General features: G+C 71.0%; 11 protein-coding genes. 7 read left to right on the forward strand and 4 right to left on the reverse strand.

Features of this window, described 5'->3' with window-relative positions:
- Positions 1-203 precede the first annotated feature (203 nt).
- On the forward strand, positions 204-2,837 hold the full coding sequence (locus tag FF100_RS28220) for a DUF3772 domain-containing protein (protein ID WP_139039085.1): 2,634 nt from the start codon (positions 204-206) through the stop codon (positions 2,835-2,837).
- Positions 2,834-3,349: a CAP domain-containing protein gene (locus FF100_RS28225; protein WP_246102458.1), complete on the forward strand. Its 516-nt coding sequence runs from the start codon at positions 2,834-2,836 to the stop codon at positions 3,347-3,349. Before FF100_RS28220 ends, FF100_RS28225 begins: the two co-directional genes overlap by 4 nt.
- A gap of 9 nt (positions 3,350-3,358) precedes the next feature.
- On the opposite strand, the gene FF100_RS28230 is transcribed toward FF100_RS28225, so the two are convergent.
- Complete coding sequence (locus tag FF100_RS28230) at positions 3,359-4,261, reverse strand: LysR family transcriptional regulator (protein ID WP_139039086.1); 903 nt, start codon at positions 4,259-4,261, stop codon at positions 3,359-3,361.
- A gap of 195 nt (positions 4,262-4,456) precedes the next feature.
- Between FF100_RS28230 and FF100_RS28235 the strand changes: the two genes are divergently transcribed.
- Together FF100_RS28235 and FF100_RS28240 are read left to right on the forward strand one after the other, a co-directional pair.
- Positions 4,457-5,377, forward strand: a complete 921-nt coding sequence (locus FF100_RS28235; protein ID WP_139039087.1) for an amino acid ABC transporter substrate-binding protein — start codon at positions 4,457-4,459, stop codon at positions 5,375-5,377.
- Positions 5,374-6,048 carry an RraA family protein gene (locus FF100_RS28240; RefSeq protein ID WP_139039088.1) on the forward strand — a complete coding sequence of 225 codons (675 nt, stop codon included), beginning with the start codon at positions 5,374-5,376 and terminating at the stop codon, positions 6,046-6,048. Before FF100_RS28235 ends, FF100_RS28240 begins: the two co-directional genes overlap by 4 nt.
- A gap of 25 nt (positions 6,049-6,073) precedes the next feature.
- Here the strand turns inward: FF100_RS28240 and FF100_RS28245 are convergent, their stop codons facing one another.
- Together FF100_RS28245 and FF100_RS28250 are read right to left on the reverse strand one after the other, a co-directional pair.
- Entirely contained in the window at positions 6,074-6,907 is an 834-nt protein-coding gene (locus FF100_RS28245) for an OmpA/MotB family protein (protein ID WP_139039089.1), read from the reverse strand.
- Positions 6,908-6,946: 39 nt separating this feature from the next.
- A complete protein-coding gene (locus FF100_RS28250; protein WP_139039090.1) occupies positions 6,947-7,720 on the reverse strand; it encodes a motility protein A in 774 nt (257 codons plus the stop codon).
- Positions 7,721-7,995: 275 nt separating this feature from the next.
- On the opposite strand from FF100_RS28250, the gene FF100_RS28255 reads away from it, so the two are divergent.
- On the forward strand, positions 7,996-9,774 hold the full coding sequence (locus tag FF100_RS28255) for a glucan ABC transporter ATP-binding protein/ permease (protein WP_139039091.1): 1,779 nt from the start codon (positions 7,996-7,998) through the stop codon (positions 9,772-9,774).
- A 359-nt stretch (positions 9,775-10,133) separates the two neighbouring features.
- Positions 10,134-11,393 (forward strand): SfnB family sulfur acquisition oxidoreductase, encoded by a 1,260-nt coding sequence (locus FF100_RS28260; RefSeq protein ID WP_139039092.1) that lies wholly within the window; start codon positions 10,134-10,136, stop codon positions 11,391-11,393.
- 31 nt (positions 11,394-11,424) lie between these two features.
- On the opposite strand, the gene FF100_RS28265 is transcribed toward FF100_RS28260, so the two are convergent.
- Positions 11,425-12,306, reverse strand: a complete 882-nt coding sequence (locus tag FF100_RS28265; protein WP_139039101.1) for a YihY/virulence factor BrkB family protein — start codon at positions 12,304-12,306, stop codon at positions 11,425-11,427.
- A gap of 373 nt (positions 12,307-12,679) precedes the next feature.
- Here FF100_RS28265 and FF100_RS28270 point away from each other — a divergent pair, with 373 nt between their 5' ends.
- Positions 12,680-13,570: a DMT family transporter gene (locus tag FF100_RS28270; RefSeq protein WP_139039093.1), complete on the forward strand. Its 891-nt coding sequence runs from the start codon at positions 12,680-12,682 to the stop codon at positions 13,568-13,570.
- Positions 13,571-13,692 lie beyond the last annotated feature (122 nt).

A 13,692-nucleotide genomic window follows, 5' to 3' on the forward strand; every position in this document is an offset into this window, starting at 1 on the left:
CGATCCCGCGGCCGGCCTCGTTTCGCTCTCGCGGCATCTCCTGGCGGTGCCCCCGGCGGTTCCATCGCGCGGACGGATGACCTAGGTAGACCGCTCGAACCGACCCCATCGCGAGGATCGCCGGCCGAGGGCCGGATCGTCCCGCCATGACTCCGCCGGGTCGCCGGGAGACGAGACCGACACGCGGGTGAGAAGGATTGCGCATGAGACAGCTTCGCCGATGGACGATCGGCCCGGTCGCCGCCCTGCTGGTCGCCCTGCTGGGTCCCGGACCCGCGGCGGCGCAGGGCCCGGCGGCGAAACCGGCCGCGGTCGCGCAGGCGCCGGCTCCCAAGGGTGACGCCAAACCCGCGACCGGCCAGCCCGCCGCGGCCGCGCCCGCCGAGCCCGCCAAGGAAGCCGCCAAGCCCCCGCCGCAGACCCCGATCTCCGAGCAGATCAAGCAGATCCGCGCCCAGCTCGATGCCGAGAAGGCCGACCTCGACCAGCGCGAGCAGGCCCTGACCCACCGCGAGCTGAACAAGGACGACCTCGCGCTCCTGCGCGACGGCATCCCGGCGGTCGCCGACCGGCTGCGCCAGGTCATCGACCAGCTCGGGCCCCGGCTCGATGCCGCCAAGGAGCGGCTGAACCAGCTCGGGCCGAAGCCGAAGGAGCCCGAGGGCGCCGACGTGGCCCAGGAGCGGGCCCAGCGCGAGGCCGGCGTCGCCGAGATCGACGACACCCTGCGGCTCGCCCGCTCGCTGCTCGTCCAGAGCGAGCAGATCACCGACCAGATCAGCAACCGGCGCCGCGCCGCCTTCACCCGCGCCCTGTTCGAGCGCACCGACGGCCTGGTCAGCCCGAACCTGTGGATGCGGGCCGCCAGCGACCTCGACCGCGACCTGCGGGCGCTGAAGAGCTCGGTCGACGACTCGATCGCCCAGGTCCAGCGCCGGGGCACGCCGCTCAACCTGTTCCTGCTCGCGCTGGCGATCGGCGTGTCGGTCGCGCTCTATATCGGGCGCCGTCACATCGCCCCGCGGGTCGGGCACCGCGCATCCTCGGACGCGCAGCCGACCCGCTACGCCAAGGTGCTGGCGGCCTGGCGGGTCTTCCTCGTCGGCGCGGTGCCGGCGGTGCTCGGCAGCTTCCTCGTCGGCTACACCCTCGACGTCACCGGGCTGCTGCCGCTGCGCCTGCTGCCGGCGGCCCACCGGATCGTCGCCTCGCTCGCCTTCGTGGCGGTGGTCGAGGCGATGGCCGACGCCCTGCTCTCGCCCGACCGCCCGGCCTGGCGCCTCGTCGCGATGACCGACGCCACCGCCGAGCGGCTCAACCGCCTGATCATCGCCATCGCCTCGGTGATCGCCGTCGGCCGCACCATCGAGGGGCTGAACGAGGGCATCTCGGTCAGCCTGCCGATCACCATCGTCACCAAGGGGGTGTTCGCCGCCGTCGTCGCCGTGGTGCTGGCCGAGGGCCTGCGCCGGTTCGCGGCCCGGGCCGAGACCGACGAGGCCTGCCTCGGCCCCTACATCGCCGCCGATGCGAATACCGGCATCGGCGGTCCCTTGCGCATCCTCGGCTGGATCGTGGTGGCGGCGATCGGCGTCTCGGCGCTCGTCGGCTACATCGCCCTGTCGTCGTTCCTGATCGACCAGCTGATGTGGACCGCGATCGCCGCGGCGCTCCTCTACCTGGCGATCTCGAGCGTCGATTCCGTGGTGAGCTCGGCCCTCCAGGACGATTCGCGCATCGCCACGGCGCTCCAGGCCAATACGGGCCTGCGCAAGCGCTCGCTCAACCAGATCGCTGTCTTGATCTCGGGCTTCGTCCGGGTGGTGCTGCTCACCGCCGCCGGGGTGCTGCTGCTCGCCTCCTGGGGCGTCGATTCGACCGACATCTTCGCCTGGGCCCAGGCCGCGTTCTTCGGCTTCACCGTCGGCGGGGTGACGATCTCGCTCTCGACGATCGCGCTCGCCATCGGGCTGTTCACGCTCGGCCTCGTCATCACCAAGGCGGTGCAGCGCTGGCTCGAGAACACCTACCTGCCCGCCACCGACCTCGATCCGGGCCTGCGCAACTCGATCTCGACGGTGAGCGGCTATGTCGGCTTCCTGCTCACCCTGGCGCTCGCCTTCTCGTATCTGGGCCTGAGCCTCGAGAAGCTCACCATCGTGGCCGGCGCCCTGTCGGTCGGTATCGGCTTCGGCCTGCAATCGATCGTCAACAACTTCGTCTCGGGCCTGCTGCTGCTCTGGGAGCGGCCGATCCGGGTCGGCGACCTCGTGGTGATCGGCGACAACGAGGGCTATGTCCGCCGCATCAGCGTGCGCTCGACCGAGATCCAGACCTTCGACCGCTCGGCCGTCATCGTGCCGAACTCGAACCTGATCTCCGGCGTGGTGAAGAACCGGGTCCGCGGCGACCGCACCGGCCGGGTCACGCTCACCGTCAGCGTCCTGCGCAACCAGGATCCGGTCCACGCCGCCGAGCTGATCGTCGCTTGCGCCAAGGCGCATCCGGACGTGCTGAAGGAGCCGCCGCCCCGGGTGGTGTTCCGCAAGATCGGCGATCCGTTCCTCGAATTCGAGCTGATCGCGATGATCACTGATGTCGGCTCGCAGGCGAAGGTGCAGAGCGACCTCAACTTCGCGGTGTTCAAGACCTTGTCCGAAGGCGGCCTCATCCCCAATCTCGGACCCGGATCGAGCATCGTCACGGTTCAGGGGCTCGACGCGATGCAGGACGCCATGGGGCAGATCGCCCGCATGGCGAACCCTGCGGCGCTCCGCCCCGAGACCCGTGCCGAGCCCGAGGCCGAGCGTCGCCGAACCCCCGAGACCGTGCCGTGACACTCCCTCCCGCCGCGCCGAAGCGCCTCGTCCTTCTGGCTCTCCCGCTCGCGCTGGCCGCCTGCTCGGCGACCGAGGCGACGCGGGCGCCGGTCGGCGCCGCGGGACCGAGCCTGTACTGGCCGATGGCGGCGACCGGCGCCCAGATCGATGCGGGCGCCGCCCGCGACATGATCGCCACCTACCGCCGCAACAAGGGCTTGCCGCCCCTCGCCCTCGATCCCGGCCTCCAGCGCCTCGCCGAGACCGAGACCGCCGCCATGGCCGCCGCCGGCCGCCCGAGCCAGGCCGACATCGTCAAGACGGTCGCGGCCCGGATGGGCTACCCGGATCCGGCCGCCAACCTCTCGGCCGGCTACCACACGCTCGCCGAGGCGTTCTCGGGGTGGCGCGAGAGCCCGGCCCACAACGCCGTGATGCTCGATCCCACGGCGACCCGGATGGGGATCGCGACGGCCTATGCGCCGGGGTCGAAGTACAAGGTGTACTGGGCGCTGCTGGTGGCGAAGTAGGAAGGTGCATCAGCTCCAGCGGACCGGCCGGGTGAAGTCGCAGGTCCGCCGTGCCAGGCCGGTGAGGGTGCGGACGATGTTGGCGGATTCGTCGCCGCGGAACATCATCACGTAGGTCATCGCCGGCAGGGCCGGATCGCTCTCGAGGAGGCGCAGGACGCCGCGTTCGACGAGGCCCTTCAGGCAGTGGCGGGGCTGGTAGCTGATCCCGACCGCCGCGACCGTCAGCCCGACGAGGGCGATCATGCTGTTGCTCCGGATCATGCGGGCCGGGGTCACTCCGTGCTGCTTCAGCCACTTGTCGAAGAACAGGCCCGAGCCCGAGCGGTCGCCCTGGATCAGGACCGGCAGCCGCATCAGGGCCTCGAGAGGGATGACCTGTCGCTCGTGCATGAGCTGCGGGCTGCACATCCAGCCGTTCTCGACCCGGGCCAGCGGCACCGAGAGATACCCCGCCTGCCAGAACACGTCCGGGACGATGATGAAGTCGAGCTCGCCGGAGGCCAGCAGCGCCAGCAGGTTGACGCTCTGCTCCACCTCCGGCTCCAGGGTGATCCGGTCGTAGGAGGCGCGCAGCTCCGCCACGAAGGCCGGCAGCCAGGTCAGGGCCGTCAGCTCCGTGACGCCGAAGCGCAGGCGGCGCAGCGAGGGCGCCTCGCCCTCGCCGAGGGCGATCAGCCGGTCGCGTAAGGCCAGCATCTCCTCGCCCATGGCCAGCACGGCCTCGCCCCGCGGCGTGAGGCGCGCCCCGCGCTGGCGCCGGTCGAAGAGTTCGGCGCCGAGGGCGGCCTCCAGATCGCGGATCCGCTTCGAGATCGCCGATTGCGTGGTGTTCAGGCGCTCCGCCGCACGCTCGAAGCTGCCGAGGGCCACGGCCCAGCGCAGGGCATCGAGTTGCTTGAGCGTCGGCACAAGGCCTTCCTGAGGTCGGGGCAATCCGGATCATGCCGTTCTGGCATGCGGTACCGGGAGTTTTAATCGCTTTTTTCGCGAAATGTCTTGTCCCACTCTGCCGCCCGCGGTGCCTTCCGCCTCGACGGGATCGGCCTCGAGGCGGAAGGCACCGCTTCGCTTCAGCGCCCTCCTTTCCTCACCGGAGCCCGTCTCATGCGCGTGCATGCCTTGTTGTCCGCCTTGCCCCTGGTCGTGGCCCTGCTCGCCCCGGCGGCGGCGGACGAGCTGACCGGCACCCTGCGGAAGATCAAGGACAGCAACCGCATCGTGCTCGGCGTCCGCGACAGCGCGACGCCCTTCAGCTACATCGACGACAAGGCCCAGATCGTCGGCTACACCGTCGACATCTGCCAGCACATCGTCGGGGCGGTGAAGGCACGCCTCGGCCTGCCCGACCTGCGGGTCGAGATGCAGACCGTGATCTCCTCGACCCGGATCCCGCTGATGGCGAACGGGTCGATCGACCTGGAATGCGGCACCACCACGAACAACGCCGAGCGCCAGAAGCAGGTCACCTTCACCAACACGCACTTCCTGGCGGCGACGCGCTTCGCCGCGCGCAAGTCCCTCAATCTCTCCCGCATCGACGACCTGCGGGGCAAGACGGTCGCCACGGTGGCGGGCTCGACCAACGTCATCCAGCTGAACAAGATCAACACCGAGCGGCAGCTCGGCATGACCATCCAGGCCGCCAAGGATCCGGCGGAAGGCTTCCTGCTGATCGAGAGCGGACGCGCCGCCGCTTTCGTCACCGACGACGTACAGCTCAGCATCCTGATCGCCCAATCGAAGGAGCCGGACGCCTACGGGCTGAGCCAGGAGGCCCTGTCGGCCCCCGAGCCCTACGGCATCATGCTGCGCAAGGATGATGCGCCGTTCAAGGCATTGGCCGATGCCGCAACGGCCGACCTCTACCGCAGCCCCCGGATCCTGGAGATCTACCGGCGCTGGTTCCAGTCGCCGGTGCCGCCCCGGGGCCTGAACTTCGCGGTGCCGCTGTCGCCCGAGCTGGAGCGCGCCTTCGCCCATCCGACCAGCACGCCCGATCCGGCAGCCTACGCGGTGAAGTCGTGAGCGACCCGGTCTCTCCCGGCGATGCGGACCTCCTGGACGCCCTGCGCGGCGTCTCGACCGCCTCGCTCAGCGACAACATGGACCGTCTCGCCGGCCCGGTCGGCCTGAAGCCGTTCCACCGCGGCGGGATGCTGGTCGGCCGGGCCCTGACCGTCCGGGTCCGCGGCGGCGACAACCTCGCCATCCATCAGGCCCTCGAGCGGGTCCGGCCCGGCGACGTGGTGGTGGTGGATGGCGGCGGCGGCGAGGACCGGGCCCTCGTCGGCGGGATCATGAAGGCGATCGCGGAGAGCCGGGGCGCCGCAGGCTTCGTGATCGACGGCGCGATCCGCGACGCGGCGGACTTCGCGGCGTCCGATTTCCCCTGCTACGCCCGCGCGGTCACCCATCGCGGCCCCTACAAGACCGGGCCGGGCGAGATCGGCGTGCCGGTGTCGGTCGGCGGCTGGGTCATCCGCACCGGCGATGTCGTGGTCGGCGATGCCGACGGCGTCGTCACCTTCCCGCCCGACCAGGCTGGCGACCTGCTCGCGGCGGCCAAGGCCCAGGAGGCCCGCGAGGCCGAGGTCCTGAGTCTGATCGCGCAGGGCCGCTACGACGGCCGCTACGCCCAGGTCCCTGACGCCAAGGCCCCCGACGCCAAGGCCCCCGACGGCGCGACCGCGCGCTGAGCGCGGCGGGCGTCGTCCGGCCTGCTCACGGAAACCCCATCCCCCGCGGTGTCGGCGGCGCCTCGTTGAGCAGCGTCACCGTCACCCGGCGGTTGGCCGGCAGGTACGGATTGTCGGGAAACAGCGGCTCGGTATCGGCCTTGCCCGACACCGAGGCGAAGCGGTCGGCGGGCAGGCCGTTGCCGGCCAGGACCTCGCGCACGCTGATCGCGCGGCCGGCGGAGAGCTCCCAGGGCGGGGCGGCGGGGCGGCGGCCGGGGCGGTCGGCGGCGGTGTAGCCGGTCACCGCGATGCGGTTCGGCAGCCGGCGCAGGGTCGGGACGATCCGCTCCAGCACCTGGCGGGTGCGGTCGTTCGGCCGGGTCGAGCCCTCCGGGAACATCGAGCGGTTGTCCTGGTCGACGAGCGAGATGTCGAGGCCCTTGGCCGTCACCTCGATCACGATGCTCTTCGACAGTTCGGCGATCTCCGGCAGGTCCTGCAGCGCCTGGCGCAGGGAGGTCATGGCGAGGCCGAACCCCTCCTTGTAGGCGTTGTGCTGGATGCCGTTGGCCAGAGGATCGTCGTCCGAGGGCGGCTCGGCCCGGTCCGAGGCCTTCTCCGGCGGGATGTCGCGGGTGTCGCGCAGCTTGGTCGCCGAGGGCAGGCCGTTCTTCTCGATGATGCCGTTGAAGCGCGATTCGCGGTTGGTGCCGAAGGCGTCGCGCATCGAGCCCGCCACCGCCTGGAGCTTCTTCTGATCCTGCGTCGAATAGGCCGCGATCATCACGAAGAAGCTCATCAACAGCGCCATCAGGTCCGCGAAGGTCACGAACCAGCCGTGGCCGCCATGGGCCCCGCCGCGCTTCTTCTTGGCCACCGTTCCGATCTCCCTGAAGGACGCTTCAGTCCGACGGCGTCAGGCCGCCTCGGCGGCCATCTCGTCGCGGTGGTTGTGCGGCAGGTAGGCGATCAGCATCTCGCGCACCAGCGAGGCGCTCTTGGCGTCGCGGATCAGCAGCACGCCGTCGATGATGAGGGAGCGCGAGACGTCCTCCTCCTCCAGCTTGACGTGCAGCTTGTCGGCGATCGGCAGGGTGATCATGTTGGCGATGAGCGCGCCGTAGAGGGTGGCCAGCAGCGCGGTCGCCATGGCGGGGCCGAGCTTCGAGGGGTCGGACATGTTGGCGAACATCGTCACCATGCCGAGAATCGTGCCGATCATGCCCCAGGCCGGGGCGCAGTCGCCGAAGGCGCGATAGACCTTCGAGCCCTCGTCGAGGTGCATCAGGAAGTTGTCGCGGTCGCGCTCCATCGTGTCGCGGATGAACTCGCGGTCGTAGCCGTCGGCGATGTAGCGCACGCCCTGGGCCAGGAACGGGTCCGAGATCTCGAGGTTCTCGATCGCCATCGGGCCCTGGCGCTTCACCACGTCGGCGATCTTGGTGATCTCGTCGATCAGCTCGCGCGGGCGGATCGCCCGCATGTTGAAGGCGTAGCGCAGGCCCATCGGCACGCCGTGGACGATGACCGAGAACGGGAAGCGCAGCATGGTGGCGGCGGTGGCGCCGCCGAAGATCACGATCACTGCGTGCTTGTCGAAATAGGCGGCGAAGTTGCCGCCATCGATCATGATGAGCACGAACACGACCGCGATGCCGCCGACGAGGCCGGCGCCGGTTGCGATATCCATCTGTGGGCGGCCCCTTGATGCGCGCTCGCGGCCCCCCGGGCGCGGGGCTCGGGCCGGGCGTCGCGCTCTTCCTGCCCTGGAAAGTAAGGCCGGCAGGGTCAACGAACGGTAAAAATGCCGCTGCCCGGGCCCGACGCCGTCATGCGCCGTTCAGCCGAAATCTGGCATAGGGATGGCCATGCGAACGAACGGCCGCACAACAGGCCGCGCACGGGGCAGGCGGCGGGCGAGCGCCCGGGCCGCATACAGGGACATCTGTCGAAGGTTCTCGATCCATGCGGCTGATCAGGCTCTACGTCCGGGTCATGGGCCAGCTCGGGCCCGATCTGCGCCTCGGCGCGTTGCTCGCCGCCGCCAACGTCGCCCTGGCGGTGGCGGCCTTCGCCGAGCCGGTGCTGTTCGGCCGCATCATCGACCGGCTCACCCATCTGCCGGCCGGCGGCGCCGGCACGTCGAGCCTCCTGCTCCTCGTCGCCGCCTGGGTCGGGTTCGGGCTGTTCTCGATCGGCGCCGGCGTGTTGATCGCGCTGCACGCCGACCGGCTCACCCATCGCAGCCGCCTCTCGGCGATGGCGAACTACTTCGAGCACGTCCTCGACCTGCCGCTCGCCTTCCACTCGGCCAACCATTCCGGCCGGGTGCTGAAGGCGATGCTGGAGGGCACGAGCGGCATGGCGGCGACCTGGCTCGGCTTCTTCCGCGACCATTGCGCCGCGCTCGTCTCCCTCGTCGTGCTGCTGCCGCTGACCCTGTTCCTCAATTGGCAGCTCGGCTCGATCCTGGTCGCCCTGATGGTGGTGTTCACAGCCCTCACCACCTTCGTCCTGCGCCGCACCGAGACCCTCCAGGGCAAGGTCGAGGAATACCATTCGGGCCTCGCGGCGCATGCCTCCGACGCGCTCGGCAACGTCGCGGTCATCCAGTCCTTCACCCGCGCCAAGGCCGAGAAGGAGGCGATGCACGGCATCATCCGCGACCTGCTCGCCGCCCAGATCCCGGTCCTGTCCTGGTGGGCGCTCGCGTCCGTGGCCACCCGCGCCTCGGCGACGCTGACCATGACGGCGATCTTCGTCACCGGCATCGTGCTGCACGGCCACGGCCTGGCCACCGTCGGCGACGTGGTCTCGTTCATGAGCCTCGCCACCATGCTGGTCGCCCGGCTCGATCAGGTCGTCGCCTTCGTCAACGGCCTGTTCCTGCAGGCGCCGAAGATGCAGGAATTCTTCGAGATCCTCGACACCGTCCCGGCGGTCCACGACCGGCCCGGTGCCAAGGCGGTGGCGCGGCTCGACGGCGACGTCTCCTTCGAGGACGTGCGGTTCTCCTATGACGGCCGCCGCCCGGCCCTCGACGGGGTGTCGTTCACGGCGCGGGCCGGCGAGACCGTGGCCCTCGTCGGCACCACGGGCTCGGGCAAGTCGACGACGCTCGGGCTCCTGCACCGCGCCTTCGACCCCGATGCCGGCACGATCCGCATCGACGGCGAGGACCTGCGCGACATCGGCCTGTCCTCCTTGCGCCACAACATCGGCGTGGTGTTCCAGGAGCCGATGCTGTTCGCCCGCTCGATCCGCGAGAACCTCCAGGTCGGCCGCCCCGACGCCACCGACGCCGAGATGCTCGACGCCCTGGAGCGGGCCCAGGCGTCGGAATTCATGGCGCGCCAGCCCGACGGGCTCGACACGATCATCGGCGAACGCGGCCGCTCGCTGTCCGGCGGCGAGCGCCAGCGTCTCTCGATCGCCCGGGCGCTCCTGAAGAACCCGCCGGTCCTGATCCTCGACGAGGCGACGAGCGCGCTCGACGCCGCCACCGAGCGCAAGCTCCAGGGCGCGCTGGAGGCGGTGATGGAGGGGCGCACCACCTTCGTGATCGCCCACCGCCTGTCGACGATCCGCGACGCCGACCGCATCCTGGTCTTCCACCAGGGCCGGATCGTCGAGAGCGGCACCTTCGACGAACTGGTGGCCGAGGACGGCCGCTTCGCCGACCTCGCCCGGGCCCAGTTCATGGCGGCGGCGCCGGAACCGGACGAGTACGCCCTGGCGGCGTGACCGGCGCGTCCGAGGGGCAGGCGAGAGCCTGCCCCTTCTCGTATCGGCGTCCGGGACGCCGGCCGGCTGCCCGCCGGACCGCAGGGCATCGCTCTTTCCCGATCGACTTCGGCTGAGAAAGGAAATTCCAGAAACTCAGCAAAATAGACGGAATGCTTCGTTTGACGATGGGGCACGCTTCGGCGACCATTCTGCGGCGCGATCAAGCCTGAAACAGACAACAGACGATCATCGTCCCTGTATCGACCGGGCAAGCCGGTGATCCCGCCCGTGCGGGACCGAGAGCCGGTCCCTTCCCGCTCGCGCACGAGAAGGGGTGCCGCCCACCGCCGATCCACCATCGCTTGCGGAGCCTCCCGATGAACATCGCCGTCCATTCGAGCCTCGTCGCCGCCGAGCCCGCGCCGCAGGGCGCGCCCGGCCCCGCGCGCCCGGCCGCACCCGCCCACGTCATCCGCGACGACGCCGAGGCGATCCGGGTCGCCCATGCCCTCGCGGCGCGGTTCCGGGAGGGCGCCTCGGAGCGCGACCGGACCGGCGCCCGGCCGCTGGCGGAGCTCGACGCCTTCTCGCAGAGCGGGCTGTGGTCGATCAACGTGCCGCGCAGCCATGGCGGGCCGGAGGTGTCGTACCGCACGCTGGCGCAGGTCATCGCGATCATCGCGGCGGCCGACCCTTCGATCGCGCAGATCGCCCAGAACCATCTCGGCATCGTCGCGGCGATCCGCACCGTGTCGGATCCGGAGCAGCAGGCGGATCTCTTCGCCCAGGTTCTCGCCGGCACCCGGTTCGGCAACGCCTTCTCGGAGAAGGGCACCAAGCGCGCCGCCGAGTTCGAGACCCGCTTCACCGATCACGGCGACCACGTCGTCGTCCGGGGCCGGAAATTCTACGCCACCGGCGCGCTGCTGGCCCATCTCGTGCCGATCGTCGCCGTCGATGACGAGGGCCGGCCCTGGTACGCCATCGCCGACCGCGACGCGCCGGGGCTGACCGTGATCGACGACTGGTCGAGCTTCGGCCAGCGCGGCACCGCCAGCGGCACGGTGCTGATCGACGACGTCCGGGTCGCGAAGAGCCGTCTCGTGCCGGCCTGGCGCGGCTACACCGCGCCCCGCGTCGACGGGGCGATCTTCCAGATCATCCAGGCGGCGATCGACGCGGGCATCGGGCGCGCCGCCCTCGACGACACCATCGCCTTCGTGCGCGAGAAGGCGCGGCCCTGGATCGACAGCGGCCAGGACCGGGCCGCGGACGACCCCTACACGATCCGCGCCGTCGGCGACCTGACGATCCGCCAGCACGCCGCCGAGGCCCTGCTCGACCGCGCCGGCCTCGCCATCGACGCGGCGGTCGCGGCGCCGACGCCGGAGAGCGTGGCGGCGGCCCAGCTCGCGGTGGCCGAGTCGAAGGTGCTGACCACCGAGGTGGCGCTCGCCGCCTCCAACACCCTGTTCGAATTGTCCGGCACCCGCTCGACGCTGGCCGAGCACAATCTCGACCGGCACTGGCGCAACGCCCGCACCCACACCCTCCACGATCCGGTGCGCTGGAAGGTGGCGATCGTCGGCAACCACGCCCTCAACGGGGTGAACCCGCCGTTCCACGCCTGGAGCTGACCCTGCCGTCCGTAGCCGGCGCCATCAGGCGTCAGAGCAGCTTGATCGTGTCCCGCCGGCTCTGGGCCCGGGCCTGGAGCCGGCGGCGGCGGGCGGCGATCACCGTGCCGTTGATCTCGCCGCCGAACAGGAACATCGCGGCGAGCCAGTAGACGAAGACCAGGAACACCATCGCGGTGGCCAGCCCGCCGTAGGTCGAGACGTAGGCGCTCGAGAACCGGTCGAGGTACATCCCGAAGCCGAGGCCGGCCAGCACCCACAGCCCGAGCGTCACCGCGATGCCGGGCAGCACCAGGGCGACGGGCCGCCGCCCGGCGGCGATGAACTTGTGGGCGATCACCAGCACGCTCGCGACGAGCAGCACGGTCACCCCGACCCGGCCGACCGCGATGGTGAGGCCGAGCGGCTCCAGCCCCGGCGCCACCAGCACCAGCCCGCGCCACATCAGCGGTCCCAGCACCACCAGGAAGGTGAAGGCCAGCATCGCGAAGGCGGCGCAGATGACGTAGCCGATCGATTCGAGGCGGGTGAGCCACCACGGCCGCATCTCGCGCAGGCCGTAGGCCCGGTTGAGGCCGACCCGCAGGCTCTCGACCCCGCTCGACGAGAAATACAGCGCCAGCACCGCGCCGAGGGTGAGGAGCCCGCCGCGCTGCTCGGTCAGCACCCGATGGACCTCCGCGGCGATCGGCCCCGCCACCTCGCTCGGCCAGATCTCGAACAGCAGGTTGCCGGCCTCGTCGGCGAGCGACTTGGTGCCGAACACGCTGGCCAGCGCGGTGAGCAGGATCAGGAACGGGAACAGCGAGGTCAGGAGCGAGAGCGCGATGTGGCTGGCGATCGCCCAGCCGTCATGGGCGACGAAGCGCTGCGCCGCGATGGCGGCGATCTCCAGGGCGGTACGGGGACGGATCACGGCGCGCGGGCTCTCGGGCTTGGAGCATTGTCCGACGAAGTGGATACCGGTTCGTCGGACAATGCGGCAAAATCAAAGTTCCGGAGACGGCATCCGAAGGCAGCGCGATCGGATGCCGCTCTCGTCGAAGTCACGGGCCGTCCGGCGGGCTTCCCGTGCGGCAGGCATGCCTGAAAGCCAGCGGACCGTCGCGCCCGCGGACCTGTCGCCCCAGGTAGAGCGCGCAGGGCCGTCCTGGGAAGCCGGGCAGGTCAAAATCCGGTGCCCGCGTCCTTCTGGGCACGATGGCCCGGTGCCTCGGCCCGGCGCGGCCGGGGAGCCGAGGTTCCGGTTGCGGAACGGTCGCGCTCGTGCTCGTTGCGCAGGCATCATGAGCCGCCTCCTGCCTCTCTCCGACGCATCCTGGTCCGCCCGCCTGGCGCCCGGCCTGTTCGTGCTGATCTGGGCCACGGGCTTCATCGTGGCGCGGCTGATCGCGCCCCATGCCGAGCCGCTGACGTTCCTCAGCCTGCGCTTCGTCCTCAGCGCGATGGTGCTGTCGGGCATAGGCCTCGCCGCCGGCGCGACCTGGCCGCGCGGCGGGACCGGCTGGCGCGATGCGATCGTGGCCGGGATCCTGATCCACGGCGTCTATCTCGACGCGGTGTTCTGGGCGGTGCATCGCGGGCTGCCGGCGGGCATCGCGGCCCTGGTGGCGAGCCTGCAGCCGCTGCTCACCGCCGCGGTGGCGGGACCGCTCCTGGGCGAGCGCGTCTCGTCCGTGCGCTGGCTCGGCATCGCGGTCGGCCTCGTCGGCGCCGGGCTGGTGCTGGCGCCGCGGATCGGCGCCAGCGGCGGGATCCCGCCGGTCGCCCTCGCGGTGTGCTTCTGCGGCACGGTCGGGATCACGCTCGGCACCCTGTGGCAGAAGCGCAAGGCCGTGGCGGTCGACCTGCGCACCAACGCCGCGGCACAGTTCATCGGCGCCGCCCTCTTCACCCTGCCGCTGGCGCTCCTGACCGAGAGCGGCGCGTTCGACCTCTCGGCCCCGCTGCTCCTCGGCCTCGCCTGGGCGGTGCTCGGCCTGTCGGTCGGCGGCATCCTGATCCTGCTCGGGCTCATCCGCCGCGGGGCGGTGGCGGGCGTCGCGGCGCTGTTCTACCTCGTGCCGCCGGTCTCGGCCGCGATGGCGTTCGGGCTGTTCGGCGAGACCCTGGCACCGGTGCAGCTCCTCGGCATGGTGGTGGCGGTGGCCGGCGTCGGGATCGCGAGCCGCGGTTAAGAGCGCCTAACAGAACGGCACGATCGGGTCTGTTGGGCGTTGGGGTGGTATGGCTCGCCCGCTTCTTCCCGACGACCTCTGGTCTGCGATCGCCCCGCTTCTGCCGCCGCACCCGCCTCGCC

Source organism: Methylobacterium terricola, from assembly GCF_006151805.1.
In the GTDB taxonomy this organism is placed as follows: domain Bacteria; phylum Pseudomonadota; class Alphaproteobacteria; order Rhizobiales; family Beijerinckiaceae; genus Methylobacterium; species Methylobacterium terricola.

Excerpts from the sequence above, each read along its gene's own strand:
- FF100_RS28220 (WP_139039085.1), top strand. The coding sequence starts at position 204 with ATGAGACAGCTTCGCCGATGGACGATCGGCCCGGTCGCCGCCCTGCTG.
- FF100_RS28235 (WP_139039087.1), top strand. The coding sequence starts at position 4,457 with ATGCGCGTGCATGCCTTGTTGTCCGCCTTGCCCCTGGTCGTGGCCCTG.
- FF100_RS28250 (WP_139039090.1), bottom strand. The coding sequence starts at position 7,720 with ATGGATATCGCAACCGGCGCCGGCCTCGTCGGCGGCATCGCGGTCGTG.
- FF100_RS28255 (WP_139039091.1), top strand. The coding sequence starts at position 7,996 with ATGCGGCTGATCAGGCTCTACGTCCGGGTCATGGGCCAGCTCGGGCCC.
- FF100_RS28260 (WP_139039092.1), top strand. The coding sequence starts at position 10,134 with ATGAACATCGCCGTCCATTCGAGCCTCGTCGCCGCCGAGCCCGCGCCG.
- FF100_RS28270 (WP_139039093.1), top strand. The coding sequence starts at position 12,680 with ATGAGCCGCCTCCTGCCTCTCTCCGACGCATCCTGGTCCGCCCGCCTG.